Source organism: Mycobacterium sp. ACS1612 (genome assembly GCF_001667505.1).
Classification (GTDB): Bacteria; Actinomycetota; Actinomycetes; order Mycobacteriales; family Mycobacteriaceae; genus Mycobacterium.
In genome coordinates this window covers 26,831-51,708 of the sequence record NZ_LZHZ01000060.1, presented here as the reverse complement: position 1 = coordinate 51,708, position 24,878 = coordinate 26,831, and the positions used below count along the sequence as shown (strand labels likewise).

The following is a 24,878-nucleotide window of genomic DNA, read 5'->3' as shown; positions in this document are numbered from 1 at the left end:
TCGCAGCGATGGAGCTGATTTCGCCGACCGATTCGATGTTCCTCATCGGCGAATCCAGGGAACATCCGATGCACGTCGCAGGCCTGCAACTTTTCGAACCGCCGGAGGGCAGCGGCCCCGATTTCGTCCGCGATCTGCACCAGACGATCGTCAAAAATGACGACTTCCAACCGACGTTCCGAAAGCACCCGGGCAGGCTTCTCGGCGGCATCTCCACCGTGGCGTGGGCGTTCGACGACGATGTCGACATCGACTACCACCTGCGCAGGTCGGCGATTCCGCGGCCGGGCCGGGTCCGCGAGTTACTCGAGTTGACGTCACGCTGGCACGGGACGCTGCTGGATCGGCATCGGCCGCTGTGGGAGACGCATCTCGTCGAGGGCCTTCAAGACGGCCGCTTCGCCATCTACTCCAAGATCCACCACGCCCTGCTCGACGGTATCTCCGCTCAGCGGCTCACCATCCGGTCGATGTCGCCAGATCCGGACGACCGCGAGATCCGGGTGCCGTGGGCACTCGGACCGAAGCGCAGGAGTAGGGACTCCGCAGAGCAGCGGTCCATTCTGCAGACGGTCACCGGGGCGGTCGGATCGGTCGCCTCGCTGGCCCCTTCCGCACTGTCGGTCGCCAGGGCAGCGCTGGTGGAACAGCAGTTGACCCTTCCGTTCCGGGCGCCCAAGACCATGTTCAACGTGCCGATCGGGGGAGCGCGTCGCGTCGCGGCGCAGTCGTGGCCGCTGAGTCGTATCCGGGCGATCAAGTCGGCGGCAGGTGTCACCGTCAACGACGTGGTGCTGGCCATGTGCTCGGGCGCGCTCCGCGCCTATCTCCTCGAATTGGACGCGCTACCCGAAACGCCGTTGGTGGCCATGGTTCCGGTCAGCCTGCGCGCCGCGGATGAACAGGACGCGGGCGGCAACATGGTCGGCACGATCCTGTGCAACCTCGCCACCGACACCGCCGATCCCGCCAAACGGTTGGAGGCGATCAACGCCTCGATGCGCGACAACAAGCAGGTATTCGCCGAGTTGCCCCGAACCCAGGCGCTCGCGCTGTCGGCATTCCTGATGTCCGGAATAGCATTGGGACTGCTGCCCGGGTTCGTGTCCTCGGCGCCGCCGCCGTTCAACATCGTCATCTCCAACGTTCCCGGCGCACGGGAACCGCTGTACTGGAACGGCGCCCGCTTGGACGGCAATTACCCGCTGTCCATCGCTTTGGACGGCCAAGCCATGAACATCACGCTGACGAACAACGCCGACAATCTCGATTTCGGCCTTGTCGGATGCCGACGTAGTGTTCCGCACCTGCAGCGCCTGCTCACGCACCTGGAAGACTCGCTGAGCGATCTGGAGCGAGCCGTCGGAATCGCGGACTGATGGTGTCGTACTCCGCGCAACGGGAGTTCACGGCTTACGGCCCATCGCATCTGGTGGTGCTCACCGTGTTCGTCGTCGGTGCGGTGCTGCTCGTCTGGATCGGGCGGCGACAGACCCAGTCGCAGGCGCGGCTGCTTTCTCGCGCGCTCGCGGCCCTCCTCGTCACCGCGTTCGTGGTGGCGTTGGTGTACAAGCTGATCCGACCGGACATCCAGACCTCGGTGCCGCTGCAGTTGTGTGACGTCGCCGAACTCACCGCGGCGTACGCGTTGTGGTCACAACGGCATTGGGCGTTTGCGCTCGCCTACTACTGGGGTTTGGTGCTCAGTTCGCAAGCGTTACTGACCCCCGATGTCGGAACACCGGAGGAGGGTGCACCGGATTTTCCGCACCACCTGTTCCTCACGTTCTTCACGCTTCACGTTCTCGTGGTGTGGGCCGCGATCTACCTCACGTGGGGGCAGCGGAATCGGCCGAGTTGGCGCGACTACCGCTTCGCGGTCATCGTGACCCTCGGGTGGGCGGCGTTCACGTTCGTCTTCAACGTGATCGCCGGCACCAACTACGGCTATCTCAACTCAAAGCCGCCCACTGCGTCAGTGCTCGACGTACTGGGCCCGTGGCCGATCTATCTGCTCGCCGAGATCGCGATCGTGCTCGTCGTGTGGGCGCTGATGACGTGGCCGTGGGAACGGCGACGGGAAACCGACGTCCCAGCAACCTGAACACCCGCCCGCGGCGCACCACCATGCCCGCGACCAGCCCTGTCACGACGCCGAGGATGAAAAACCCGCGAGCACGCTTTCGCCTGCGCAGCATCACCGCCGCGGCGATGAAGCCAGCCACCGCGCCCGCGCCTGCAGTCGCCGCAAACAGAATCAGTTGCAGCGTCCCGGCCGCGGTCATGGTGCCCGATACAACCACCGGCGCCATCGGACCGGAAGTGCTCGCGGTCTGTCGTGACCAAACCGAGGGCGTGGCGTTACTTCACGCGACCGAGACCTTTTCGCAGCGCCCGACACCGATGTTCACCGCTACACCCAATGCCAGGACGACGACGACCGCGCCGCAGGCCGCCGCGAGATCCTTGTCGACCAGGTGGCCGACCACCGGCAGCGTCAACGCGGTCGTCAGACCGATGACCCCTTGACGCAGTGCACCGATCCTGCCCAGCGTCGACGATTTGGCACCGACCTGAAGGATGCTCACCTGTTCGCTCGACGACACCGCCACGCCGAGGCCCAGCAGCACAGCGCCGACGGGGACCGCCGATTGGCCCGGCGCATCTCCGAATCCAAGACCGAGCGCGATCGTCGCGAAGCCCAGGATCTGGATCGCGAAGCCCGCTGTGACGCTCCCTCTGCTCGATACCCGCGACGAGTACCGTCCCCACACCGCGGGCGCCGCTATCGCACCGACTGCGAAGCAGACATCCAAGATGCCCAGCCAGCTTTCATTTCCGTACAACTGGCGCACGAGCGGCGCCAGCGCGACGTTGAACGCGGCGACCGTCAGGAAGTCGACTCCGAGGAGCAACAGGGAAAGCACCGACCACGGATTATCCAGCGCATCGCGCAGTACGGAGATCCATCCGTCCTTGGTGGCGTCGTCGTCCTCGTGCAACGGCGACACCGCCGAACGCGCCGACGCCAACGCATACGCGGCGAGCGCGTACGCTGTCGCGGCGGCGAAGAAAGCCCACTTGGGTCCCGTCGCCCACAGGAACGCACCTGCCACCGCGCCTCCCGTGATCTGTCCCGCCTGTACCGACACGGTCCACCGCATGTTGTACCTGGGCAGATCGGTCTGATGAAGGGAGCGCGGTCCCACCGCGAAGATCCCGGCACGGTAGAACGGCCGAATCAGGTTGACGATCAGGCCGACCGCGATGCCCATCACCACCAGACCCGCGGGCGCGACCAGATATCCCATCAGCGCCAGCGCCGGAACGATCGACGCGACCGCGCACACCACGGCCGGGTTGACCCGGTCAGCCACGCTCCCGGCGAGCGCCCCGAGCAGGACCGGCACCAGGTATTCGATCATCACCACACCGGTGAACGCCGACACCGAGCCAGACTTCTCGAAAAGCGCCTGGCCCAGGGTGATCGTGAAGCAGCCCGATGCCAGGTTGAACAGCATCGAGCCCGCCAGAACGCGCAATCCGGGCCAGCGGGGAATCACCGAGATCATCACGCGGGCTCCAGAATCGGCATCGGTGTCAGCGCGGCGGCGCGGGCCCGCTCGCAGGCCTGCAGCGGATCGGGGGCGTGCGCCATCGCGTCCACCGATCGGCCGTAACTGGAATTGACCTGCGGCACCAGATGGTCTCCCTCGTTGAGAAGTGTGACCACCACATCGACCCCCGGCATCGACCGCGCTTCGGTCACCGCGTCCCATCCGGCGATGACGCCGAACTCGACGGGAAACACGAATTGGCTGCTGGCATAACCGCGTTCGGTCGCTGCGGGGATGTGCTCGAGACCTTCGATCAGATCCCGGACGAACAGTTCCGCGAGATCAAGACCCGTGGATGACCGCACCAGGTCGAGAATCATGTCGCCACCGCCGCGTAGATGAGTCTCGACGATGTGAGCCTTTCCGGTGTCGTCGAGGATCACCTCGGTATGCAGCAGTCCGCGCCGGATACCGAGCGCCTCGATGCACGCGGTCGCGGCGGCCACGATGCGCATGCGCTCGTCGTCGTCGAGTGGGGCCGGGTGAAGGTGTCCCGACTCGACGGCGCCGATGGTCGTCTTGGCCGTCACGCCGTGCCACGACGCACCGGAGCGCACGATCAGCGATTCGACACTGAACTCCCTGCCGATCTTTCGCTCTTCAGCGAGGTAGCCGCGGAATTCGCCGGGCCGGGTGTCGAGCCAGTCGTGCAGGTCGTCGGCCGACCGGTGGAATGTGACGCCCCTGCTGGCGCGCCCGTCCACGGGCTTCAACACGATCTCCGAGGCCGGGGGTGTGCCCGACCACTCGACCCGGCCGTCGACGACGACACCGTGCGCGACCGAACCCAGGCCGGCAGTGGCCAGTTGGGCACGCATCGCTGCCTTGTCGACCGTTCGATGTGCCACGTGAGGACTCGCGAAGTTCAGTCCCAGGTTGTGAGCGATCAGCGCGCCGAGTTCGACGGCCTCGTCGTGCAGGCAGAGCATGCCATCGAAGTTCGTGCCGTCGACGGACCTGATCACCCGCTCCGCGAGCGAGATTCGGTCGGTGGCTTCCATGCCGGACACGTCGACGATTCGTGCGTACGCGTCTTCGGCGAGCATGGTTTGCGTCGGTGTCGTCTTGACGAGCGTCAGTTCGGCGCCGAGTCGGCGGGCGATGTCGTGCACCGTCGCGATGCCGCCGACCACAAGGAGATGTGTCATGCCGCCGACCCCCTGGCCCCGACCACCATCAGTGCACTGGCGCCGACCGGCAGCAGGCGATGCCCTGCCCTGGAGGCGGTGAGTTCGCGGGTGATGCCACCGAAGTCGTTCATGTCGACCAGCGCGACGTCGTCGATGGATGTCGCTTCGACGTCACTGACGAGGTCGCGTTCGAGCAGCAGTCGACGACGCCCGTCGGGATATGAGACAGCCTGCGTGCAGCGGAAACCATGGGAGAAGTAGTTCCGGAGCGAGCGGTGGTTACGCGGTGAGATTTGCGCGAACCCGCGACGGGCCCCGAGTTGCCTCGCTATCGCCACATGGCGGGTGATACCGGCACGATGCAACGACCGCCCCTGATGCGACGGCAGCACCATCGCCGCGGGGAACACCACATCGGTGGAAGTCGGTGCGCACGCTTCGAATTCGACGTCCTCACCGGAGGCGGCGAGGTCGGTGGTCAGCGCGAGGTAGGCCACCAGGTCGTCGCCGTCGAAGTAGCCGATGGACTCGCCGAAGACGTTCAGGTGTCCGCGGACGAACATCTCCTCGTCGTCCTCACGGACGTAGTTGTCAGGGTGCGCGAGGTTGCCGAGGACGACGTCGCGCAGCGCGACCACCGCCTCGTAGTCCTCCATGTCAAGCTGACGCCACATGGTCTAGTTCCTTCCACTCGGTCGTTGTGTTGATGTGGTGCAGGAGTATCTCGATCGTCGAGAGGCCGGACTCGACTGAGTCAGCGCGGAACACGACGCGGGCGAATTCGGCGTTGGTGTGTGTCATCGCGGAGAACCGCCTGCCCGGTTCGGCGATCTCCGACAGCACCACGTCGGGGTGCTCGAACCGCTCAGGAGCGTCGGCCAGCAGGCCGGGCAGGGGAGAGATGTTGAGCTGTCCGGCCAGGCTGCGCTGCGGTACCGCGCCATGCCGGAACGGCAGCCCGCGCTGGGCCAGGATCGACTCCTCGACGAGGTTGACCCCATAGGACAGTTCGACCTCTTCGGGGATCGATCCGCCCCCGATCCGCGCGCCGACTTCGCTGAAGACCGGGCCGTCGGGGGTGAGGAACGCCTCCAGGTGGAACGCGCCGTCGTATCCGGGGAGGGCGTCTTCCATTACTGCCCTTGCCAGTTCGCCGATGGTTTGCGCCTCGAGACCGTCGGCGGGAAGCATGACCGAGCCCATGTGGCCGCCGTCGAGGAAGTCGAGGTGTGTGTTGACTTACAGCGCGACAGCGGAGAACACGACACGGCCGTCGCGGCATACCCCGTCGACCCGGTACTGCTCGCCGGGCTGAAACGCCTCGACCAGCCACGGATAGGTGCGTCCCTGGTCGCTGAACGGGCCGATCCGCAGGAAATCACGCAATTCTTCGGCATTGGCCAGCACCGACACTCCGGACGAGCCGCGGCCGTGTGGGGGTTTGACCACGCACGGGTAGCCGAACTCGGCGATGGCGCCGTGCATTTCGAGGGCCGAGGTGACCTGACGGTGCGGCGCCACCGCGATGCCCGCGCCGCGCACACCCATTTTCATCAATGTCTTGTCGCGGAAGTGCAGCGCCTCGGCGGGCAATTGTCCGGGGATCCCGAGCCGGGACCGGATTTCCGCCGCGCGAAGCACGTCCGCTTCGGCGAGCACGACGATGCGCTGCAGACCGTGCTTGACCACCGTTTCTTCGGCGATGAGCGGGATCTCGTCGTTGGTCGTGTACTCGGGGACCTCGATCAGGTCGGCCAACCGGCCGGCGTCGACGTCCACCGGCCCTGACGTGATCAAGACCGAACCTTGGGGAACCACGGAGGCGAACCGTTCCCGCCCGAAGTGATTGATCACCTTGGCCGGGCTCATCACCAACACGGGCGCGTCGGTTGCGCTGTCGCCCTTGCCCGCTGCGCACGTTTCCTCGGCGCGCGACCACGCCTGCGCCACGTCGTCGCCGACGGTCAGCACGTACCCATTCAGGTCGGAGGAGTCTGTGATCGCGGCGACCTCCTCACGCCTCTGCCGGGTGGGGGCGGACACCCGCACCACACCGGCTCGACTGCGCGCCGCATCTAGGTGAAAAGGGTTGGCCCAGTCCAGCTTTCGCATCGCGGCCGCGCCGTGCCGGACGCCGGGCTCGGGCGCAGGCCGGTCCAGCAGCGCGAAGATGGTTTCGGTGGCGAAGTGTCGCCCGGTCGTCAGTTGAGTGAGTTCCCAGATCTGATCGCCGCCGAAGCGGGTGTGAGTCTCGACGACTCCGACCGTCAGCGCGTCGACCATGACCTCGGTGTGACTCGGTCCGGTGCGGTGCCCGATCGCGTCGAGAACCTCGACGGTGCGGTTGATCACCGCCGCCCGCTGATCGGGGCGCAACACCGCGGGCTGCCAGTGTCCCAGTTCGACGAATTCCGGTTCTCCGGTGGTGAGCTTGCCTGTGACCGCCAGGATTTCGTGGCGGCCGGCTACGCTCATCGCTTCGACGCTGAACTCGTCGCCGGTCAGCACCGCCTCGGCGATCACCGAGTGATCCGGATTGTCCAGCAGCGCCCACCATTTCAGCCCGCCGATGGAATCCCATGCCGCGTGTAGGTCGGCGTCGTCGCGGATCAGGCGCACGCCCGCGCTACCTGCACCCGTCACCGGCTTGACCACGATCGGGGCGCCCGCCAGCGAATCGCGGAACGCGAGCACCTGGTCGAGGCTTCTGCACAGCTGCCACGGTTGTTGAGGGACACCATGGCGTTGCAGCGCCAGACGGGTGAGCGCCTTGTTGTGGGCGGTGCGGACGGCGTCGACTGGGTTCGACGGAATGCCGAGTACGTCGGCGGCAACCGCTGCGGCCAGGATGGCGGATTCCAGGAAGCACGCCAGCGCCGCGACAGGTGATTGTCGGTGAATCGAACCCAGCAGATCGATCAGGGTGTCCGCCGAGATCTCGGGCACCTCAATGAATCGGTCCACCGAATTGCGCTGGAAATCGGTTGCCCTGTCAGGGGTTTGGATCAGCGTGATGACTGTGTTCGCCGGACGCACGATCGGGAGGCTGGAGTCGTTGCCGCTGACGATGACGACGTGTGCGATCGAAATGTTCACGTTCAGGCTGCCTTGCTGGCCACCGGGACACGGCGGCCGGTTCGAGTGGTGATGAAATCGGCGAGGGTCGACGCCGCGTTGCGGGCCTGCTGCATAACGACGTCGAGCGCGGATACGGTGAAGTAGCTGCCCGCCGACACCTGGCCGACCAGCAGCAGGTCGTCGCGCGGGTGGCCTTCGGGTGTGAGCGCCCGGCATGTCGCGGGTTCCACCAGACCCCGGCCTGCCTCGTCGCAGCCGACCAGACCCGAAGTCGCAAGGTCGGCAACCAGTTCCGGACCCTCTTCCAGGTCGGTCGATTGTCCGATCGCGGGGATCAGCTGGTCGGCTCCCAGGTCGGTGAGGATGTCGCCGAGGCGTCCGTCGTGGGCGTCAACGCCGCCGTGCACGATCAGCCGGCCGTCGGTTTGCATCGCGCGCAGCTGGCGCCACCGGCTCAGCGGAACCCGCACTCGGTAGCGAAACCATTTCGGTCCCAGCGCCTCACGCAGTGCATCCCGCTCGCTGTCGGACAACAGGGTGAACGCGGTGTTGAGCGCGTGGTTGGTACCGCTCAACGTGTGGTGGCAGGCGAGGTCGGCCGAATCCGCCAGCGGATCTGACCAATGCTCGGCGTGCGCGGCGTCATCGAACACATCGGATCGGGTGAAGCCGAACCGTGTGAGTTCGCGGTCGAGGAGAGTCAGCACGGAGTCGGCGGTCAGCTCAGTCCAGACCGCAAGCTGGATGACGGCGTCCTCGGTGAGGTGTTGGGGCGCCTCACCATTGGCGGACTCGACCTGGACACGCGGCAGCGTGCCGGACCGCGAGAGCAGATGGACCCGCTTTTCACCGTCGTCGAGGGCGCATGCCACGTCCACCGCGGAAAGACCGGTGCCGAGAACCGCGACTGAGCGCTGATCGGCGACCCGCGCCCGCAGCCCGCTCAGCGGGTAGGCGGTAACGGTGGCGTGGTCGATGGTAGGCAGCGGCGAAGACCACACGCCAGGCGCGACGACGGCGATGTCGGCTGCGGGCACGTCGGCGGTCTCACCGCGCACCTCGATGCCGTCGAGGCCAGGTTGCACCGATTTCGCGTGCATCGGTGTGAAGCGGACGCGGACGCCGCAGTTCCGGAGACGGTCGATGGCCTTGCCGAGGGTCGCGGCCAGGTAGTCGCCGTACACCGACCGCGACATCGGTTGCTCGTCGAGACCGGTCCACCGGCTCCCGCCTTCCTCGAGCCAGCTGCGGAAGGAATGAAGCGACGGCGACAGCGCCTCCAGCCGGTACCGGGAGGTGTTGACCGCGGCGGCCGCGATGTCGCTGCCGAACGCGCTGCCGCGGCCGAGGTTCTCCGGACGGTCGACGATGTCGAGTGTGGTGCCACTCCACGAACGGTCGGCCTGTTCCGCGAGCCGGCTGACCGTGAGGGTGCCGCCGACGCCGATGCCGACCAGTGCGATGCGTGCCATGACTTGAAATAGTCGTGATCAGCGGCCTCCGCCGGAATCGTCGCGAAGCCAGATTCCGCTCCGAAAAGGGGAGAATTTTCTATCCGTTCGGTAAGGGACCGGCTACGCGGCGGCCTTTAGCCGCAGCCGCCAGCGGACGAACGTGGCGAAAGCCAACCCGAGCACTGCGAGCATCGCCATGTTGGCCAACCACCGCGATGCGCTGTGCGCCCACATCGGATCTGTCGCGGCGGGAACCAGATTCGGTAAGTCGATGCTCGATGCCATCGCGGCGACGCCCCAGCGCGCGGGCGTGAGTGCGGCGATCGCCTCGAGCACCGGGCGACCCGTCACCGGAATGACGCTGCCTGCGAGCACGAGTTGTGCGGTGCAGACGACCGCCAGCAGCGGGATGTACTGATCGCTTGACCGGCACACCGAGGAGACCGCCAGGCCCAGGATGACCGCCACCACGGCCGTCGCCGCGACGTCGACGAACACTTCCAGCATCGGGCTGCCCAGCACCGCGGCGGTCGACGGCGAGGGCTTCCCGATGACCGGCGCCGTGACGACCGATACCAACAGCACCGACTGAAGCGTCGCGACCGCGCCGAACACCACGATCTTGGCCAACAGGTACGCCGAGGCCGACAATCCGGCGGCCTGTTCGTGGCGGTAGGCGGCGCGCTCGCCGATCAGATCGCGGACCGTCAGCGTGATGCCCATCAGGATCGCGCCGAAACTGAGTAACACGATGATCTGGCGCGGCTCCATCGGCGCCGCCGCACCCGGCTGCGGCTTCCCGAAGCCCGCACTGCCGCCCACCGTCAACGGCAGCAGACCGACGAGAATCGGTAGCGCAAGCAGGAACACGAAGTAGCGATGGCTGTTAAGCAGGAGTCGAACCTGTCTGCGGCACAGCGCCGAGAACTGCCGCCACAGGCTGGTGCGCGCGGGCTTGCCGACGTTGACGAACGGCGTGGATGGGGCCGGGCGCTCGGCCGCCGCGCCGTGGCGTTCGAAGTAACGTCGTTGCGCTCCAACGGGATCGGTGGTGACGCCGGTGAAGATGTCGGCCCAGTCGGTGGTGCCCATGGCCTGACCGAGCTCGTGGGGCGGTCCGCAGTACGCGGCCCTGCCGCCAGGGGCCAGCAGCAGCACCTGATCGCACTCGTGCAGAAACGCCAGCGAGTGGGTGACCACCACGATGACACGGCCGGCGTCGGCGAGCCGGCGCAGCATGGTCATCACCTGGCGGTCCAGCGCTGGGTCCAAACCCGTTGTCGGCTCGTCGAGTACAAGCAGCGACGGTTCGGTCAGCAGCTCCATGGCGACCGAAACGCGTTTACGTTGCCCGCCGGACAGTTGGTCGACCCGCTTGTCGGCGTGCGCGGTCATGTCGAGTTCTGCGAGCACCCGTGATACCACCTGCTGGCGGTCGGCTCTCGAAGTGTCGGGCGGCATCCGCAGTTCCGCGGCGAAATTCAGCGTTTGCGCGACTGTGAGTCCGCGGTGCGCGACGTCGTGCTGCGGCACCATGCCGATGCGGCTGCGCAACGCGGCGTAGTCGGCGTGCAGGTCACGGCCGTCGAATGACACCGAACCGCTGCTCGGGCGGGCAAGTCCCACAATGGCTTTCAACAATGTGGTCTTGCCAGAGCCGGACGGGCCGATCACTGCCGTCAGCGTGCCGGGGCTCGCGGTGAACGACACCCGATCCAGCAGAGTCACGGCGCCTCGCTTGAGGGTCATCCCGACGCCGTGCACCTCGAGTCCGCCGGTCGTGGTGGCCGGGGCGGTGCGGGGTACGAGGGTGCCGCCGTCGAATACCAGGTCGATGTTGCCGATCGTGACGACGTCGTTCTCGCGAAGCATCGTGTCCTTGACACGTTGTCCGTTGACGAACGTGCCGTTGATGCTGCGCATGTCCTGGATCTGCGTGCCGGACGGCGTCGGCAGCAGTCGGGCGTGGTGGCGCGATGCCAGCATGTCGGCGACGACGATGTCGTTGTCCGGCGCGCGTCCGACGGTGGTGGCGTGCTGTGCTTCGGGTCCTCGCCGCCGTGCGCGTAGCGCCGTGATGGCCTGGGTGGGCGCGGCGATGACGGGCCGCTTCGTTTGCGCCGTGGTCCGGTTGTCCGGTGCGAGAGCGAGTTCGAACGTCAGTCGCGGCCCGTCGGGGTTGCCGAGGTTGAGGCTCAACCCGTCGGTCGCGGCGGTCGATTGGATCCGTTGCGCGCCGAGGAAGATCCCGTTGCGGCTGCTGTTGTCGATCGCCATCCAGAAGCCGTCGTGGTACCGCAGAATCATGTGCGCCCGCGAAATGGCCGGGTGCGGGATACGCAGATCGGCTCGGACGTCGCGGCCGACAATCACGTCGCGGCCTGGCGGAAACGTGCGCCGCATACCGTCGGAGCTGACGGTGAGCATGGGCGGGGGAGGCTGACTCGGACCGCCTGCCTGGCTCACCGGCTCACGATAACCAGCGCAGCCTCATCCTTTCGGGTCCAACGGGAACATCGCGCGCCGGTCCGCAGGTACCAGGTCGAGGTATTCGGGGTGCCGGTCGATGAAACGCTGGACGAACGGGCAGTAGGGCTGCACCGCCAATCCCTGTGCGCGCGCAGCATCCAACGCGGCCTTGACGAGCAACGTGCCCAGCCCGGCGCCCTCACGGGACCGGTCGATCTCGGTGTGGATCAAGGAGATCACGCCGGGTCGGCGCCGATACTCCACGAAGCCGGCGACCTCCCCGTCGACTGCGATCTCGAAGCGCCGCCGCGCGGGCACATCGGTGACGGTCGGCGTCGCGGTGGTCATGGCTGTGCCTGCAGTAGGTAGCGGTGCACCATCGCGATGGCCACCCCGCCTTCGCCGACGGATGCCGCGACGCGTTTCACCGAGCCCGAGCGGATGTCGCCGACGGCGAAGATCCCGTCAGCGCTCGTTTCGAGCGCGAGCGGTTCGCGATCAGCGCTGTACTGACCGGCCTTCACCACGTCACTACCCGTCACGACGAAACCGTGCTCGTCGCGCAAGATCTCGGGCGGAAGCCAGTCGGTGGCGGTTTCCGCGCCGATGAGCACGAAGACGACGCCGGCATCGCGGCGAGACGTCGTGCCGGTTCTGTGATCGATGACGTCGATCGCTTCGAGTCGTTCGTCTCCGTGCACGGCGACGACCTCGGAGCGTGTTTCGATGCGGATGTTGGCTTTCGTCGCGATCTGCTGGATGAGGTAGTGCGACATGCTCTCGGCAAGCGACTCACCGCGGACCAGAAGCGTCACCGATCGGGCATGCGTGGAGAAGAAGATCGCGGCTTGTCCGGCCGAATTGCCTGCCCCGATCAGATAGACGTCCTTGCCCTGCGCCAGTCTGGCGTCGCTGCGCGCGGCGCCGTAGTAGATGCCGGCGCCGATGAACCGTTCGACGTCGTCGACCTGAAGTCTCCGCCAGTCCACGCCCATCGCGAGCACGATCGATTTGGTTCGCAGGAGATCGCCGCCGTCCAGTCCGACGGTCATCGCCGAGGGGTCGATGGTCTCCACGCGGCGAGTCACGATGATCTCGGCGCCCAGCCGCTTCGCCTGCCGCAGCGCGCGACTGGCCAGGTCGTCGCCGGAGACGCCGAACGGAAATCCGGTGTAGTTCTCGATGCGGGTCGAGGTGCCTGCCTGCCCGCCGGGGGCGAACGATTCGATCAGCGCAGTCTGCAGCCCTTCGGAGGCGGCATTGACTGCTGCGGTCAACCCGGCGGGTCCGCCACCGACGATCACCACGTCGTAATGCGCCCTGCCGGGCGCAACTGTCAGGCCCGCGACCGTGGCGACCGCACGCATCGTCGGGGTGCTCAGCCGGGTGCCGTCGCGCAGCATCACCGCCGGATAGGGCGGCCCCACAGCGTCGTCCGGATCCCGGTGTTCGTATGGAATCTGGTTCCGTCGCAGGAAGCTGTCGCAGGTGTGGACGCCTGGGTCGAGCCGCGGACCGATGACGAAAATCGCGGGTTCGGGCGGCTGCGCGGTGGCGTTGCGGAGCATCTCCATGCGCTCCACTGCGGCGGCACCGACGGCGGCCGACACCTCGGGCGCCATCGCCGCGAGGGTGTGGAAGTCCTCGACGGTCAGCTTCAACACGCGGGACCGGTCGACGGCCCGCATGCTGGCGGGCAACGGTGTGCCGAGGGTCATCGGGACCTCGCCGCCGAGTTCCCCCGGTCGCCGCACGCCGATCACCTGTTCGACGCCGTTGACCATCTTGGTCAACTCCGTCATGCCCTCGATCACGACGGCCAGGAACCGGCCGTCCCCCTCGTGGGCTACGTACTCCCCGGGGACCAGGTGGATGTCTTCGACTGCGCCGGCGAGGAACTCCAACTCCTTTTCCCCGAGTGTCGAGAACAGGGGAATCGTGGCCAGTTCTTCGATAGTGAACATGATTGCCTCCCAACCGATACTGGAATGGTCGGCCCGGCACAGGTGTCGGCGCATGGGGCATCGGCCTCATCCTCCGAACCGGAGATGCGAATTGGCCGGGTCCTTTACTCTGGCCAACTAGTGCTGAATGGGTACGCAAGACGCATTGCGGCAGCGGCAGCTGTCGTTGTGAGTTCTGTCGTTTTCGCCAACGCACCGGCGTCGGCGTTTCCAGGCGAGGATGCACCGGGTGAGCTGGTGATCGGCGGGTTGCCTCGGACGTACCAACTGCACGTCCCACCGGGTCCGCCGAGCGGTCTGGTGATCAACCTGCACGGCGCCGGGCAGAGCGGCGGCGAGCAGGCCGCGATAACGAACTACGACGCCGTGGCCGACCAGCACGGGTTCGTGGTGGCCTATCCCGACGGTATCGACCTCAGCTGGGCCGACGGCCGCGGTGCGTCGGTGCCCGACCGCCAGGGGGTCGACGACGTCGGCTTCCTGGCGGCGCTGATCGATCAACTCTCCCGCGACTACGGCATCCCACCCGGGCGGGTGTTCGCCACGGGCCTGTCGGCGGGCGCGTTCATGGCCAACCGACTGGCATGCCAACGCGCCGACCTGGTCTCCGCGATCGCCCCGGTCGCCGGAACGCTCAGCGCCGCGTATCCGTGCGCGCCGTCCCAACCTGTCTCGGTCCTGCAAGTGCACGGCACCGCCGACCCCGTCGTGCCGTTCGGCGGCGGCACGATGCTCGGTCGCGGCGGGTACAGCGACATCGTGGCGGCGCCGGCGCTCGCGCAGCGGTGGCGCGAACTCGACGGCTGCCCCGGTGCGCCGGTCGAAGACGCCGTCGGTGCCGTGCACCGGTTCACCGCCGCGGGATGCGCCCGCGGTACCGAGGTCGATTTCCTTCAGGTCGACGGCGGCGGTCACGCCTGGCTGATCGATTCATCGCAAGCCAGCGCGCAGTTCTTCGCCACGCACGGCAGGTGACCGCTACGCCCGGTGTTGCACGATGTTGATCACGTTGCCGTCGGGTGCCTTGACCATGAACCGGCGCACCCCCCACGCCTCGGTGGTCAGCGGGTACACCACCTCGTAGCCGAGCTGCCGCGCTTCGTCGTGCGCGGCGTCGACGTCGTCGGCGTGCACCGAGATGACAGGCAGCAGGTGCGCCTCGAGGTCACGCCTCACGAGTTGGACGTGGGCTCCGGTCTCGGGTGAGGTGTAGCGGGCCGCCCAGCCCATGTTGAACTCCTCGTCGCGCAACCCGAGATAGTCGGTGTAGAAGCTCTTGGCGGCATCGACGTCGGCTACTTGAAGATTCGCGGTGATGCGCTCTGCTCGCATGTTCAGTCCTTGTCGGCGTGCTTGGTGAGGAATTCGACGACGGCGTCGGCGAACAGGTCGTTGCGATCGCCCGCGACCATGTGCCCGGCACCTCCCACGTCGACGAAGCCGATTTCGGGGAAGCGAGCGATGAACGCGTCAGCACGTTCGGCGGTGACCAGGTCGCTCATCTGGCCGCGCACCAGAAGCATCTGCACGCGGGTGCGGAGAATCGACTCGACCGCGTCGTACATCCGGTCCACCTCGGTCACCTCGATCGGCGGGAGCGCCGAGGTGCCGTCGATGAACTTCGGGTCCCAATGCCAAAACCAACGACCGTCTCGCTGGCGCAGATTCGTTCGGAGGCCGTCGAGATCGGTCGGCCGGGGCCGGTGCGGGTTGTACTCCTGGATCATGTCGGCGACCTCGTCGAGCGATTCGAAACCCGATTCCATCCGGTCGTACATGAAGTTGTGGATCCGCGACGCTCCCGAGGGATTCATGTCGGGCACGATGTCGACGAGCACCACGGCGCGCACCGTGGCGGGCGAAAGCTCGCCAGCCAGCAGCATCGACGTGAAGCCACCCAGCGAGGCGCCCACCAACACCGGCCGTGCAGGAAGCAGGCGCAGCACTTCGAGCACGTCTTTGGCGAACGTGGTGACGCGGTAGTCGCCGTCGTCCGACCAGTCGGATTCACCGTGGCCGCGCAGGTCGACCGTGACGGCCTGCCAACCGCGTTCGGCGACCGCGGCCGCGGCGCGACCCCATGACCGACGGGTCTGACCGCCGCCGTGCAGGAACACCACCGCAGGGGCGGCCGGATCGCCGTAGCGGTCTGCCACGATGCGGACGCCGTCGATTCCGTTGGCGCTGAACGACACCGGAGTCGTGGTCATCGTTGCAGGCCCCACTGTCCAAAATCGGGTGCGAGGACGTCGTCGACGTCGACGCTGGTGCCTGCGAGCACCACGCCGGGGTCCGACGGGGTGACGACGACCGACTGATAGAGCGCGGCCCCTGGCGCACGTTCACCGTGGGACCAGGCCCTGGTCTGCCACGCCCACCAGTGACCTGGCGACGTCGATCGCCCGATGACATGGTCGCCGATCGCCCATCCGCACACTTGCGCGTGACCGTAGATGCCTGTGCGGTTCACGCCGAGCACGGAGTTGATTCCCCGAAGCCATTGGACCGCGGTGCTTTTCCACGTGTCCTGGTCGATGTCTTCGTCGATGCTGAAGAAGATGGGGGCGGTGTCGGGGCCGCCCGCAGCGCCGTGCCACCGTAGCGCGGTCTTGGCGTCGGCGACGCCGCCGTCGAAGCCGCGGGTGTAGTCCGACGGTGTCGGCCACCCGGGTTTGCCGTACTGATAGCAGCTGACGATGTGAAGACCGTTCGCGCGTAACGCGTCTGCGTACTCCCGCGTCACCGGTTTGAAGTCGAAGTCCGCGCCTGGCCGCAATTCGGACACGTACACGAGCGCACCGTCGAACCCTGCTGACTTGATCGCTTGCGGCGGAACCAACCGGTGCGTGAAGTCGATCAGCCTGAGGCTGGCCGCAGAAGCTTGTGGCGCCAGCGCGCCGAGGCCAAGGACCACCGGTGTGGCGGCGGCCCACTTGAGGGCTTGGCGTCGGGTAACAGGGTTCAGCATGTCAGCACCATGCATCCTGCGATCGGTCCGCCTCCTGCTGCAGCGACAGCGACTTGCGGTCGCTGTGTCACCTGCCGGTCACCAGCCTGCCCGCGCAGTTGCAGACACGCCTCGTGCAGCAGCCAATAGCCGTGCATGCGTCCGGCCGACAATTGGCCGCCGTAGGTGTTCAGCGGCAACTCGCCGTCGAGGGCGATGCGTGTCGCGCCCTCGATGAACGGCCCCGCCTCGCCGTCGGCGCAGAAGCCCAGTGCTTCCAGCCAGGCGAGCGTCAGAAAGGTGAAGCCGTCGTATATTTCGGCCACGTCCACATCCGCGGGTGTCAGGTCCGTGCGTGACCACATTTCGGCCGCCGCTTCTACGGACGCCATCTTCGGGAAATCGTCGCGATGGAACCATCCACCCGAACCGTACGCCCCGCCGATGGCCTCGACCGCGACGGCCCGGTTCGGGCAATCCGGTGCGTAGTCGGCATGGGAGACAACCATCGCGATGGATCCGTCGATCGGTACGTCGCAGTCCAACAGTCCGAACGGTGTCGACACCGGACGCGCCGCCAGGTAGTCGGCCATGCTCATCGGATCCCGGTAGGCCGCACGCGGATTCAGTCCGGCGTTGCGTCGGCTGTGGATGGCGAGCCAGCCCAATTGTTCTTTGGTCGTTCCGTACAGGTCCATGTGGCGGCGGCAGTGCATCGCCAACCAGTTCGCCGCCGAATACGAGTGCGCGGCCAACAGTTCGTCGAGGTCTTCGAACGGTTTGAGTTTGCGCCGGGTGCCCGGCTGACGTGGCTCGACGGGCGGCGACGCCAGCGGGTTGAGCATGGGTGACGCGGTTTGATCCACTGAACCGCCCAGCATCGCGACGGTTCGGTAGACCAGCACGTGATGCGCCCGGCGTTCGGAGACCGCGCGGAACGCCGACATCACCGGGATGAGCACGCCGCCGGTACCGAAGCCCGAGGTCTGATCGGTGGCGTCGATGCCCAGCGCGTCGAGCACCGCGCTGGGGGGCGTATCGCCCAGCGTGCCGATTCCGTCGATGTCGGCAGGCGTCAGCCCGGCGTCCTCGATGGCGGAGTGGGCCGCCTCGAGGGTGAGTTCGAGACCGGGGATGCCCGTTCGGCGGCCGATGCGCGAGATGCCCAGGCCGCTGATGATCGCGTCCTTCTCGAAATGGCTCACCGGCAGCATTCACCTCATACGTCTATTTTTGTAATGACAGCCTTCTGGAATGTACTTTGCTTGTCATGCCCGACGCCGCCGTACCCGCGAATCCGGCGCGGATGCTGCCCAAACTCGACGAGCACAATCGGCCGTTCTGGACCGGTGGCGCCGACGGGCAACTCCTCATCGACCGATGCACACAGTGCGCGGCGTGGGTCAGTCCGCCGGCAGCGGACTGCCCGGATTGCGGCGGCGCGCTCGTCGCACGCCCCGTCTCGGGATACGGCACCGTCTTCACCTACACCGTCAACTATCAGCCGTTCAATCCGGCTGTGCCGGTGCCGTATGTGATCGCGATCGTCGAATTGGCAGAACAGGCCGATCTGCGCATCGCCTCCAATATCGTTGATTGTGAATCGGACTCGGTGTACATCGGCATGTCGGTCGAGGTCCGGTTCGAATGCCACGAGGTCGACGGCGAGACGGCCTTCGTTCCGGTGTTCGTCCCGCGAAAGGATGAGCCATGACCCAAGATTCGGGCCCAGTCATCACCGGGATCCATCACGTCTCCGTGACGGTGCGCGACCTCGAAACGAGCGTCGCCTGGTATCAGCGGGTGTTCCGCGCCGACCGTGTGCCCATGACGTTCCCGCATTATGAACGCGAGGACACCGGGTACGGCGTGTTGCTCGTCGATCAGCGTTCGGGCCTGGTGATCGGTCTGCACACCAATGCCGGCAACGACGGTCGGGCATTCGATGAAGCGCGTACGGGTTTGGACCACGTGGGTTTCAATGTCGCCTCGCGGGCGGAATTGGAGGCCTGGGCGGCGTGGCTTGACGAACTCGGTGTCGAGCACTCCGGGATCCGTTCCGGCGATCAACCGTTCCCGTTCGCGACGTTGGTGTTTCGCGACCCGGACAACATTCAGCTCGAATTGTTCGCCGTCTGCTGAGACGGCACCTTAGGCTGCAGGCTGTGCCGATCGATCGCGCCGGCGTTGTGGCCGGCTGTATCCGACTTGCCTCGGGTATTTCGTTTCTCGTCGACCCGGTGGGTGCGAACAAGCTGTGGGGTGACCCGGATGAGCCTGCGCCGACGGCGCGACTGCTGTTGCGTTCGATGGGATATCGCGACGCGTTGATCGGCGGGCTGCTGGCGACGGCGGCACTGCGCGGCCGCGATACCCGGGGCTGGTTTCTGGCGTCGGGCGGTGCGGACGCGGCCGACCTACTCGGCGGCATGAGCGTGCACAGTGAGATGAAGCCGTCGCAGCGGCTGATCGGTCTTGGCGGCGCGGCCGTCGGAATCGGAGTCGGGGTGTGGGGCGCGACGCGGCGTCGGCCGCGGCCAAAATACCCGGCGCCCTAGACATTCGCTCGCGTTTATCCCCAGGCCCGAATTCATCCACAGATTGAGCCCGGGTGGGGCTTTGGTCGTGTGCGGTGTCGTAGGTGGTGGTGATGATGGGGTCATGTTTCCGATCCCGTCTGCTGCTTCGTTCGACGGTCCTGTGGTGACTCGCAGTGATCGTCTTGAGGTGCTGTTCGAGGAACTCGCCGAGTTGGCGGGGCAGCGCAATGCGATTGATGGGCGCATTGTGGAGATCGCCGCGCAGATCGAGCGGGACAACTTGTGGGGTGCCACCGGGGCGCGCTCGGTGGCGGCGTTGATGGCCTGGCGGTTGGGATTGTCGTCGTCCACGGCGCACACCATCACCACGGTCGCGGATCGGTTGGAGGAGTTTCCCCGCTGTACGCAAGCGATGCGTGCGGGGCGGTTGTCGTTGGATCAGGTCGGGGTGATCGCTTCTCGCGCGGGCGAGGGATCGGATGCGCATTACGCGGAGTTGGCGGCGGTGGCGACGGTGAGCCAGTTGCGCACCGCGGTGAAGCTGGAGCCGCGCCCGGATCCGGATCCCACGCCGCAGCCGCAGGCGTCGTTCAGCAAGACTTCGGACGAGCAGTGCACGAAGTATCGGATCACGTTGCCGATTGATCAGGCGGCGACGTTTGATGCGGCGTTGGCGTCACACCGGGATGCGTTGTTCGCCGAGTACACCGCTGGTCAGCCGTTGCCGACGGCCCCGGCGGCGTTCATCCGGCTGGTCGAATCTGGTGGGGATGCCGAGGCGGTGCGGCGCCCGCAGGGTCAACGCACCACCGTGGTGGTGCATGTGGATCTCGAGGCGCGCATCGCCAACCTGCACCTGGGGCCGCTGCTCTCGGACGCCGACCGCCAATACCTGACCTGCGATGCGACCTGTGAGGTGTGGTTCCAACGCTGCGGGCGGGTGATCGGCACCGGACGCACCACCCGCACCATCAACCGGCGGTTGCGGGGCCACCCGGGGTTTGCATGCCCACCACATCATCCACTGGGAAGACGGCGGCCTGACCGAGCTGGACAACCTGGTGCTGGTCTGCCCGTACCACCACCGGCTGCACCACAAAGGCGAGATCACCATCACCGGGCCCGCCGACACCCTCGTCGTCACCGACAGCGACGGCAACCCACTGACCTCGGCATCACTGGCCCGCCCACCCAACGGCCCACCGCCCGACGTTTCACCCTGGACCGGGCCACTCGGCGAACGCGCCGACTGGTGGTGGTACGACCCCTACGAACCCAAACCACCGCCCAGCGACAACTGACCCGGTTCCGCGAAAAGCATAGGCGTGCAATACATTCCGCGACAATGTCGCTCATAGGTGGGCAATTCGGCCATTGCGTCCATTGCGGGGCGGACCCGCCGCCGCTCACAGCGCCGCCAGCACCGCCCGCAGTTCACTGCACAGATCACCGCTGCCGCGATGCCGCAGCGGTCCGTTCCAGTCGGCCAGCAGTCGGCGCAGTCGCGCGGTGCCGCGCGGGCTGACGTCACGACGGCTCACTAGTCGCTTGTCCACCCGCTCGATCAGATCCGCGGCGTCCCACACGGCGGGAACCCTCGCGCCGGGCGCCGACATCACCCGGTCGCACAACACTGCCGTGCCTCGCCGCCGCAACTCGGCAGCGAGGAATTCCCGGTGCCCGCGAGAGACCAGTCGCTGCACGTGCACCTGCAGCGCGCTGCCTGCTTCGGGCCCGGCGCCGGATAGGACCAACCGGTCATAGTGGCGCGCCCCCAACCGGGCGGCGATCCGTGACAGGAGAGACGGGGCAGCGGCAACTGGGGTGTGAAGCGTGATCGTCATGCCACGAGTATTTCCCGGCGACCACCCGGCGCGGTTCCGGCGATCTGCCCTTTCACCGGGGGATTCGATCATCCCCCGATCGGTGGACAACGGTCGAAAACTGCTCGGTCAGCCGCCCCGCGGGTGCACGATGTTTCTGTGATCGACGGGGGAGTGCATTACGCGCGCAACGGGGATGTCCGCCTCGCGTATCGCACCCTGGGCGACGCCGACACCACAGTGGTCTGGGTGCCGGGTTGGGTCAGCAACGTCGATATGATCGCCGATCCCGACCTTCCGTTCACCCCGTTCTTCGAGCAGTTGGCGCACCGCACTCGGTTCGTTGCCTGGGACAAACGCGGGACAGGCCTGTCGGACCCCGTGACACGAGTCCCGCCGCTCGACGAGCGGATGGACGACCTGCACGCGGTGATGGATGCAGTGGGGGCGGATTGTCCGGTGCTGTGGGGCGTCTCGGAAGGCGGCCCGATGAGCATCTTGTTCGCAGCGACCTATCCCGAACGCGTTCGCTCGCTGATCCTGTACGGAACGCTTCCGAGATTCATCCCGGAGCTGCCGGATTATCCGTGGGGATTCGGCTCCGATCTCTCAAACCGAGTCCACGAGCAGATCGAAAAGCGTTGGGGTGAAGGCGCACTGGCCGATCTTTTCTTCGGCTCCATCGCCGATGTACCGGGCTTCCGCGAAATGTACGGCCGCATCGAGCGCACATCTGCGAGTCCGATGATGGCGCGGATGCTATGGGACGCGGTGTCCGCGATCGACGTGCGTCCGTTGTTGCGAACCGTGCGAACTCCCACCCTTGTGCTCTGCAGGCGCGGCGACGTCGTCGCGACACCCGAGTCCGGCCGCGCATTGGCCGAGGCCATTCCCGGCGCCGAGTTCCGGGAATTACCGCCGGGACCGCACGGCTTGCTCGATGACGCGCTCGCGTCGGCCATCGTCGAGTTTGCCTGTGGCGCCTCGCAAGAGGAGCAAGGCGAGCGGGTGCTCTCGACGGTGATGTTCACCGACATTGTCAGCTCGACAGAACTGCTCAGCGCGCATGGTGACACGCACTGGCGCCACGAACTCGACGCGCACGATCGGCTGGTCGACCGGTTGCTGTCAAAGTACGGCGGTCAGCGCGCCAAACACACCGGAGACGGCGTGTTCGCGCTCTTCGACGGCCCTACCAAGGCGGCCCGGTGCGGGCTCGAACTGGTGCCGACGCTGGCCGGACTCGGTATGCATGTCCGGGTCGGTGTGCACATCGGTGAATGCGAGAAGCGCGGTGACGAGTGGAGCGGAATGGCCGTTCACGTGGGCGCGCGCATCGGTGGGATGGCGCATGCCGACGAGGTGCTCGCCAGCCGAACCGTGCGCGACCTGTCGGCAGGGTCAGGGTTGCGCTTTGAAAGCCTCGGTGCGCAACGCCTCAAGGGCCTGGCCGACGAGACCGAGGTGTTTCGCGTCAGTAAACCGCTGTAACCGCTAGGCCGACGCCGCCAACGCTTTTCGATCCTCGTCGGCGAACGTGTCCTCGAGTTGCAGCGGCGTGTAATCGATATCGATCTCCTCGATCGGACGACCCCTGGCGCTGCTGATCGTGCCGAAGCGGCGCATGCCCTTGTCGGTGGCGTACTGCTGGAATTCGTCCTTCTCGAGGCCGAACGGGATCACCTCGTAAAGGGCGTAAGCGTCTTCGGTGTTCTGCAACGCCAGCGGGATGAGTTGGTTCATCCGGGTCTCGAACACACCCCAGAGCGAGTCATCGGCAGCGACATGGCGTCGACACGTGAACGTCCCCCATGCCATGTGTCGCCGCTCGTCGTCACCGATCCGCTTCACCAGTTCCTGCATCCCGGGCAGGATGCCACGGTCGACGCAAATCCGGTGCCACGCATAGTATCCCGTCAGCGCCATCATGCCCTCGATGACGTGGTTGTACGTGGCCGAAGCGCGGACCTGAGCCGCAGGCGACGGATCGGTTGCCAGCGCGTCCAGCGATTGGGGGAGTTCGTCGTAGAAGATCGTCCGGTACGCGGGCAGGTCGTCGAGGAAGTGCTGCAGATCGCCGGTCATGCCGACGGCGTCGAGCCACATGCGGAACACTTGCGTGTGTTTGGCCTCTTCGAACGCGAACTGTGTCAAGTACATCTCGTCACCGAGCCTGCCCTCGGCGCGCATCGCCGCCATGAACGGCTGGATGTCCTGGGTGACCGCTTCCTCGCCCGCGATGAACTGCGCGCACAACCGGGTGGCCCACTCGCGCTCGAGTTCGGTCAGCGACTCCCAGTCTTCCCGGTCGCGGGAGAAGTCGATATCGGCCGGATCCCAGAACTTGGCATTTCCGCCCGTGAACAGCTTGAGCGGCAGGCTGTCCCAGTTGAGTCCGCCCGCGGCGAGCGACTGTGACCGTGTTCTTGTCATGGCAATGACCTCCTGTCGATCAAGCGGTGGTTGATGTCATCGACGGCGATGTGGCGAACGCGCTTCGCAGCACCGCGACCAGCCTGCGTACGGCCAGTGCCGGCTGTTCCGGGTTCGGTTCGTCGAGGCCGAGGACCGGGTCCATCCCGCGCACATACGGCGCCAAGGCCAGGTGCGGGAAGACCAGCAGCAGCAGCGATAGCAGCGCATCGGTGTCCGCCTCGGCCGCCACGTCGCCGCGTATCTGCGCGTCTCGCACCAGCGGGCGCAGGACCTCCAGGTAGTGACGATGGATGACGCTGCGCACGCTGATGCGCGCATCGGTGTCGACCTCGAAACTCGCCGCGGCGTGCAGCGACCGCTCCTTCGGATGATCGGCGAAGTACGTGACCCACGAATCCATCAGATCGGTCAGAAACTCGAAAAACGGCCTGCTCGGGTTGAGTTCGACGATGCGGGTCTCCATGTAGGTGCGCACCCGCTGGCTGCCGACATCGGCGATGAACGCGTAGAGATCGCGCTTGTCCGCGAAGTATTGGAACAGGCTGCCCTTGGCGACTCCGGCGCGCCGCGCGATGACGTTCAGGCTGCCGCCGGAGAACCCATGCGCCCCGAACTCAGCCTCCGCGGCGTCGATCACCGCCGCCCGACGAGCCGGGTCAAGTCGCGCCCACGTCACTGTCGGCACAGGCACCTCCTCGCGCCTTGTATGACCACTGGTCATATTACTGTGAGGGCTGTCACAGTCAAGGTCGTGCCGATAGTCGCCGCCTTCAGCATTCCTACGCATTGCCGATCCCGGTGCTCCGGTGGAGATCGCAGATTCGACAAATCGAACTAACGCACTTCCCCGGAGGGACCGTCGTCATACTGACAACCGTGACGCCGAGAAAAGTGCGGGACACATCACCGAAGCGTGGATGGCTGACGCCGAGACAGCAGCGCGCCTGGGTCGCCTATATGCGAGTGCAGCTACGAATGACCTACGAGATGAACCGCCAGCTGCAGGCCGACTCGGGATTGTCGCTGTCCGACTACGACGTGCTGGTGGCGCTCAGCGGTGACAACGACGAGGGCTTGCGTGTCAGCGACTTGGCCGCGCAGATCGGCTGGGAACGTAGCAGGCTGTCACATCAGTTGCGACGCATGGAAGAACGTGGTCTCACCGAGCGCCGCCCCAGCACCGAAGACGGCCGCACGACCAACGTTGTGCTCACCGAGAAAGGGCGGCAGGCGATCGCCGACGCCGCACCCGGGCATGTCGACCTGGTGCGCAGCCTGTTCTTCGATCCGCTGCCCGAGAATCTGCTCGCCCCGTTCACGGCCGCACTGGAGCACATTCACGTCAACCTCGATCACAACAGCTCACTCCCGCCAGCGCCGAGCTAGAGTTTAGGTGATTTATCACCTAAACGATGGGAGC

General features: G+C 66.4%; 24 protein-coding genes and 1 pseudogene. 9 read left to right on the top strand and 16 right to left on the bottom strand.

Annotation, left to right across the window (positions count from 1 at the left end; genetic code table 11):
• Positions 1-8 precede the first annotated feature (8 nt).
• The gene (locus A5724_RS23510) at positions 9-1,379 is read left to right on the top strand and encodes a wax ester/triacylglycerol synthase family O-acyltransferase (RefSeq protein WP_067808044.1); all 1,371 of its coding nucleotides are present in this window, start codon (positions 9-11) and stop codon (positions 1,377-1,379) included.
• The gene (locus A5724_RS23505; protein ID WP_067808041.1) at positions 1,379-2,104 is read left to right on the top strand and encodes a TIGR02206 family membrane protein; all 726 of its coding nucleotides are present in this window, start codon (positions 1,379-1,381) and stop codon (positions 2,102-2,104) included. The genes A5724_RS23510 and A5724_RS23505 overlap by 1 nt, the downstream gene beginning before the upstream one ends.
• A gap of 262 nt (positions 2,105-2,366) precedes the next feature.
• Here the strand turns inward: A5724_RS23505 and A5724_RS23500 are convergent, their stop codons facing one another.
• From A5724_RS23500 to A5724_RS23460, 9 genes are all read right to left on the bottom strand, one after another.
• Positions 2,367-3,572 carry an MFS transporter gene (locus A5724_RS23500; RefSeq protein ID WP_067808037.1) on the bottom strand — a complete coding sequence of 402 codons (1,206 nt, stop codon included), beginning with the start codon at positions 3,570-3,572 and terminating at the stop codon, positions 2,367-2,369.
• A complete protein-coding gene (locus A5724_RS23495) occupies positions 3,572-4,765 on the bottom strand; it encodes a hypothetical protein (RefSeq protein ID WP_067808035.1) in 1,194 nt (397 codons plus the stop codon). Before A5724_RS23495 ends, A5724_RS23500 begins: the two co-directional genes overlap by 1 nt.
• Positions 4,762-5,421: a hypothetical protein gene (locus A5724_RS23490; protein WP_156752421.1), complete on the bottom strand. Its 660-nt coding sequence runs from the start codon at positions 5,419-5,421 to the stop codon at positions 4,762-4,764. The genes A5724_RS23495 and A5724_RS23490 overlap by 4 nt, the downstream gene beginning before the upstream one ends.
• Positions 5,405-5,950: a hypothetical protein gene (locus A5724_RS23485; protein ID WP_067808027.1), complete on the bottom strand. Its 546-nt coding sequence runs from the start codon at positions 5,948-5,950 to the stop codon at positions 5,405-5,407. Before A5724_RS23485 ends, A5724_RS23490 begins: the two co-directional genes overlap by 17 nt.
• A 36-nt stretch (positions 5,951-5,986) precedes the next feature.
• Positions 5,987-7,843, bottom strand: a complete 1,857-nt coding sequence (locus A5724_RS23480) for an ATP-grasp domain-containing protein (RefSeq protein ID WP_067808024.1) — start codon at positions 7,841-7,843, stop codon at positions 5,987-5,989.
• 2 nt (positions 7,844-7,845) lie between these two features.
• Entirely contained in the window at positions 7,846-9,297 is a 1,452-nt protein-coding gene (locus A5724_RS23475) for an FAD/NAD(P)-binding protein (protein ID WP_067808022.1), read from the bottom strand.
• Between the two features lie 102 nt (positions 9,298-9,399).
• Positions 9,400-11,706, bottom strand: a complete 2,307-nt coding sequence (locus A5724_RS23470) for an ATP-binding cassette domain-containing protein (protein ID WP_067808020.1) — start codon at positions 11,704-11,706, stop codon at positions 9,400-9,402.
• A gap of 63 nt (positions 11,707-11,769) precedes the next feature.
• The gene (locus A5724_RS23465; RefSeq protein ID WP_067808015.1) at positions 11,770-12,096 is read right to left on the bottom strand and encodes a GNAT family N-acetyltransferase; all 327 of its coding nucleotides are present in this window, start codon (positions 12,094-12,096) and stop codon (positions 11,770-11,772) included.
• Positions 12,093-13,712: a cyclic nucleotide-binding domain-containing thioredoxin-disulfide reductase gene (locus A5724_RS23460; RefSeq protein ID WP_067808009.1), complete on the bottom strand. Its 1,620-nt coding sequence runs from the start codon at positions 13,710-13,712 to the stop codon at positions 12,093-12,095. The genes A5724_RS23465 and A5724_RS23460 overlap by 4 nt, the downstream gene beginning before the upstream one ends.
• 84 nt (positions 13,713-13,796) lie before the next feature.
• Here A5724_RS23460 and A5724_RS23455 point away from each other — a divergent pair, with 84 nt between their 5' ends.
• A complete protein-coding gene (locus A5724_RS23455) occupies positions 13,797-14,687 on the top strand; it encodes a PHB depolymerase family esterase (protein ID WP_067808341.1) in 891 nt (296 codons plus the stop codon).
• Positions 14,688-14,690: 3 nt separating this feature from the next.
• Here the strand turns inward: A5724_RS23455 and A5724_RS23450 are convergent, their stop codons facing one another.
• The 4 genes from A5724_RS23450 to A5724_RS23435 are packed head-to-tail and all read right to left on the bottom strand — an operon-like array spanning position 14,691 to position 17,864.
• Entirely contained in the window at positions 14,691-15,044 is a 354-nt protein-coding gene (locus A5724_RS23450) for a VOC family protein (RefSeq protein ID WP_067807995.1), read from the bottom strand.
• 2 nt (positions 15,045-15,046) lie between these two features.
• A complete protein-coding gene (locus tag A5724_RS23445) occupies positions 15,047-15,922 on the bottom strand; it encodes an alpha/beta fold hydrolase (RefSeq protein ID WP_067807992.1) in 876 nt (291 codons plus the stop codon).
• Complete coding sequence (locus A5724_RS23440; protein ID WP_067807989.1) at positions 15,919-16,680, bottom strand: DUF1906 domain-containing protein; 762 nt, start codon at positions 16,678-16,680, stop codon at positions 15,919-15,921. The genes A5724_RS23445 and A5724_RS23440 overlap by 4 nt, the downstream gene beginning before the upstream one ends.
• Positions 16,674-17,864, bottom strand: coding sequence for a thiolase family protein (locus A5724_RS23435; protein WP_067808339.1), 1,191 nt, complete (start codon positions 17,862-17,864; stop codon positions 16,674-16,676). Before A5724_RS23435 ends, A5724_RS23440 begins: the two co-directional genes overlap by 7 nt.
• 101 nt (positions 17,865-17,965) lie before the next feature.
• Here A5724_RS23435 and A5724_RS23430 point away from each other — a divergent pair, with 101 nt between their 5' ends.
• From A5724_RS23430 to A5724_RS23415, 4 genes and pseudogenes are all read left to right on the top strand, one after another.
• Positions 17,966-18,373, top strand: coding sequence for a Zn-ribbon domain-containing OB-fold protein (locus tag A5724_RS23430; protein WP_232004958.1), 408 nt, complete (start codon positions 17,966-17,968; stop codon positions 18,371-18,373).
• A complete protein-coding gene (locus A5724_RS23425; protein ID WP_067807983.1) occupies positions 18,370-18,801 on the top strand; it encodes a VOC family protein in 432 nt (143 codons plus the stop codon). The genes A5724_RS23430 and A5724_RS23425 overlap by 4 nt, the downstream gene beginning before the upstream one ends.
• 23 nt (positions 18,802-18,824) lie before the next feature.
• Complete coding sequence (locus A5724_RS23420; protein WP_067807980.1) at positions 18,825-19,217, top strand: DUF4267 domain-containing protein; 393 nt, start codon at positions 18,825-18,827, stop codon at positions 19,215-19,217.
• 112 nt (positions 19,218-19,329) lie between these two features.
• Positions 19,330-20,500, top strand: a pseudogene (locus tag A5724_RS23415) (DUF222 domain-containing protein).
• 105 nt (positions 20,501-20,605) lie between these two features.
• Here the strand turns inward: A5724_RS23415 and A5724_RS23410 are convergent.
• Positions 20,606-21,043 (bottom strand): hypothetical protein, encoded by a 438-nt coding sequence (locus tag A5724_RS23410; protein ID WP_067807975.1) that lies wholly within the window; start codon positions 21,041-21,043, stop codon positions 20,606-20,608.
• A gap of 138 nt (positions 21,044-21,181) precedes the next feature.
• Here A5724_RS23410 and A5724_RS23405 point away from each other — a divergent pair, with 138 nt between their 5' ends.
• Complete coding sequence (locus A5724_RS23405; RefSeq protein WP_067808337.1) at positions 21,182-22,513, top strand: adenylate/guanylate cyclase domain-containing protein; 1,332 nt, start codon at positions 21,182-21,184, stop codon at positions 22,511-22,513.
• 3 nt (positions 22,514-22,516) lie between these two features.
• Here A5724_RS23405 and A5724_RS23400 read toward each other — a convergent pair whose 3' ends face one another.
• Together A5724_RS23400 and A5724_RS23395 are read right to left on the bottom strand one after the other, a co-directional pair.
• A complete protein-coding gene (locus A5724_RS23400) occupies positions 22,517-23,455 on the bottom strand; it encodes a R2-like ligand-binding oxidase (RefSeq protein WP_067807972.1) in 939 nt (312 codons plus the stop codon).
• 19 nt (positions 23,456-23,474) lie between these two features.
• On the bottom strand, positions 23,475-24,143 hold the full coding sequence (locus A5724_RS23395; RefSeq protein ID WP_067807969.1) for a TetR/AcrR family transcriptional regulator: 669 nt from the start codon (positions 24,141-24,143) through the stop codon (positions 23,475-23,477).
• A gap of 191 nt (positions 24,144-24,334) precedes the next feature.
• On the opposite strand from A5724_RS23395, the gene A5724_RS23390 reads away from it, so the two are divergent.
• Entirely contained in the window at positions 24,335-24,844 is a 510-nt protein-coding gene (locus A5724_RS23390; RefSeq protein WP_067807959.1) for a MarR family winged helix-turn-helix transcriptional regulator, read from the top strand.
• The last annotated feature ends 34 nt before the right edge of the window (positions 24,845-24,878 follow it).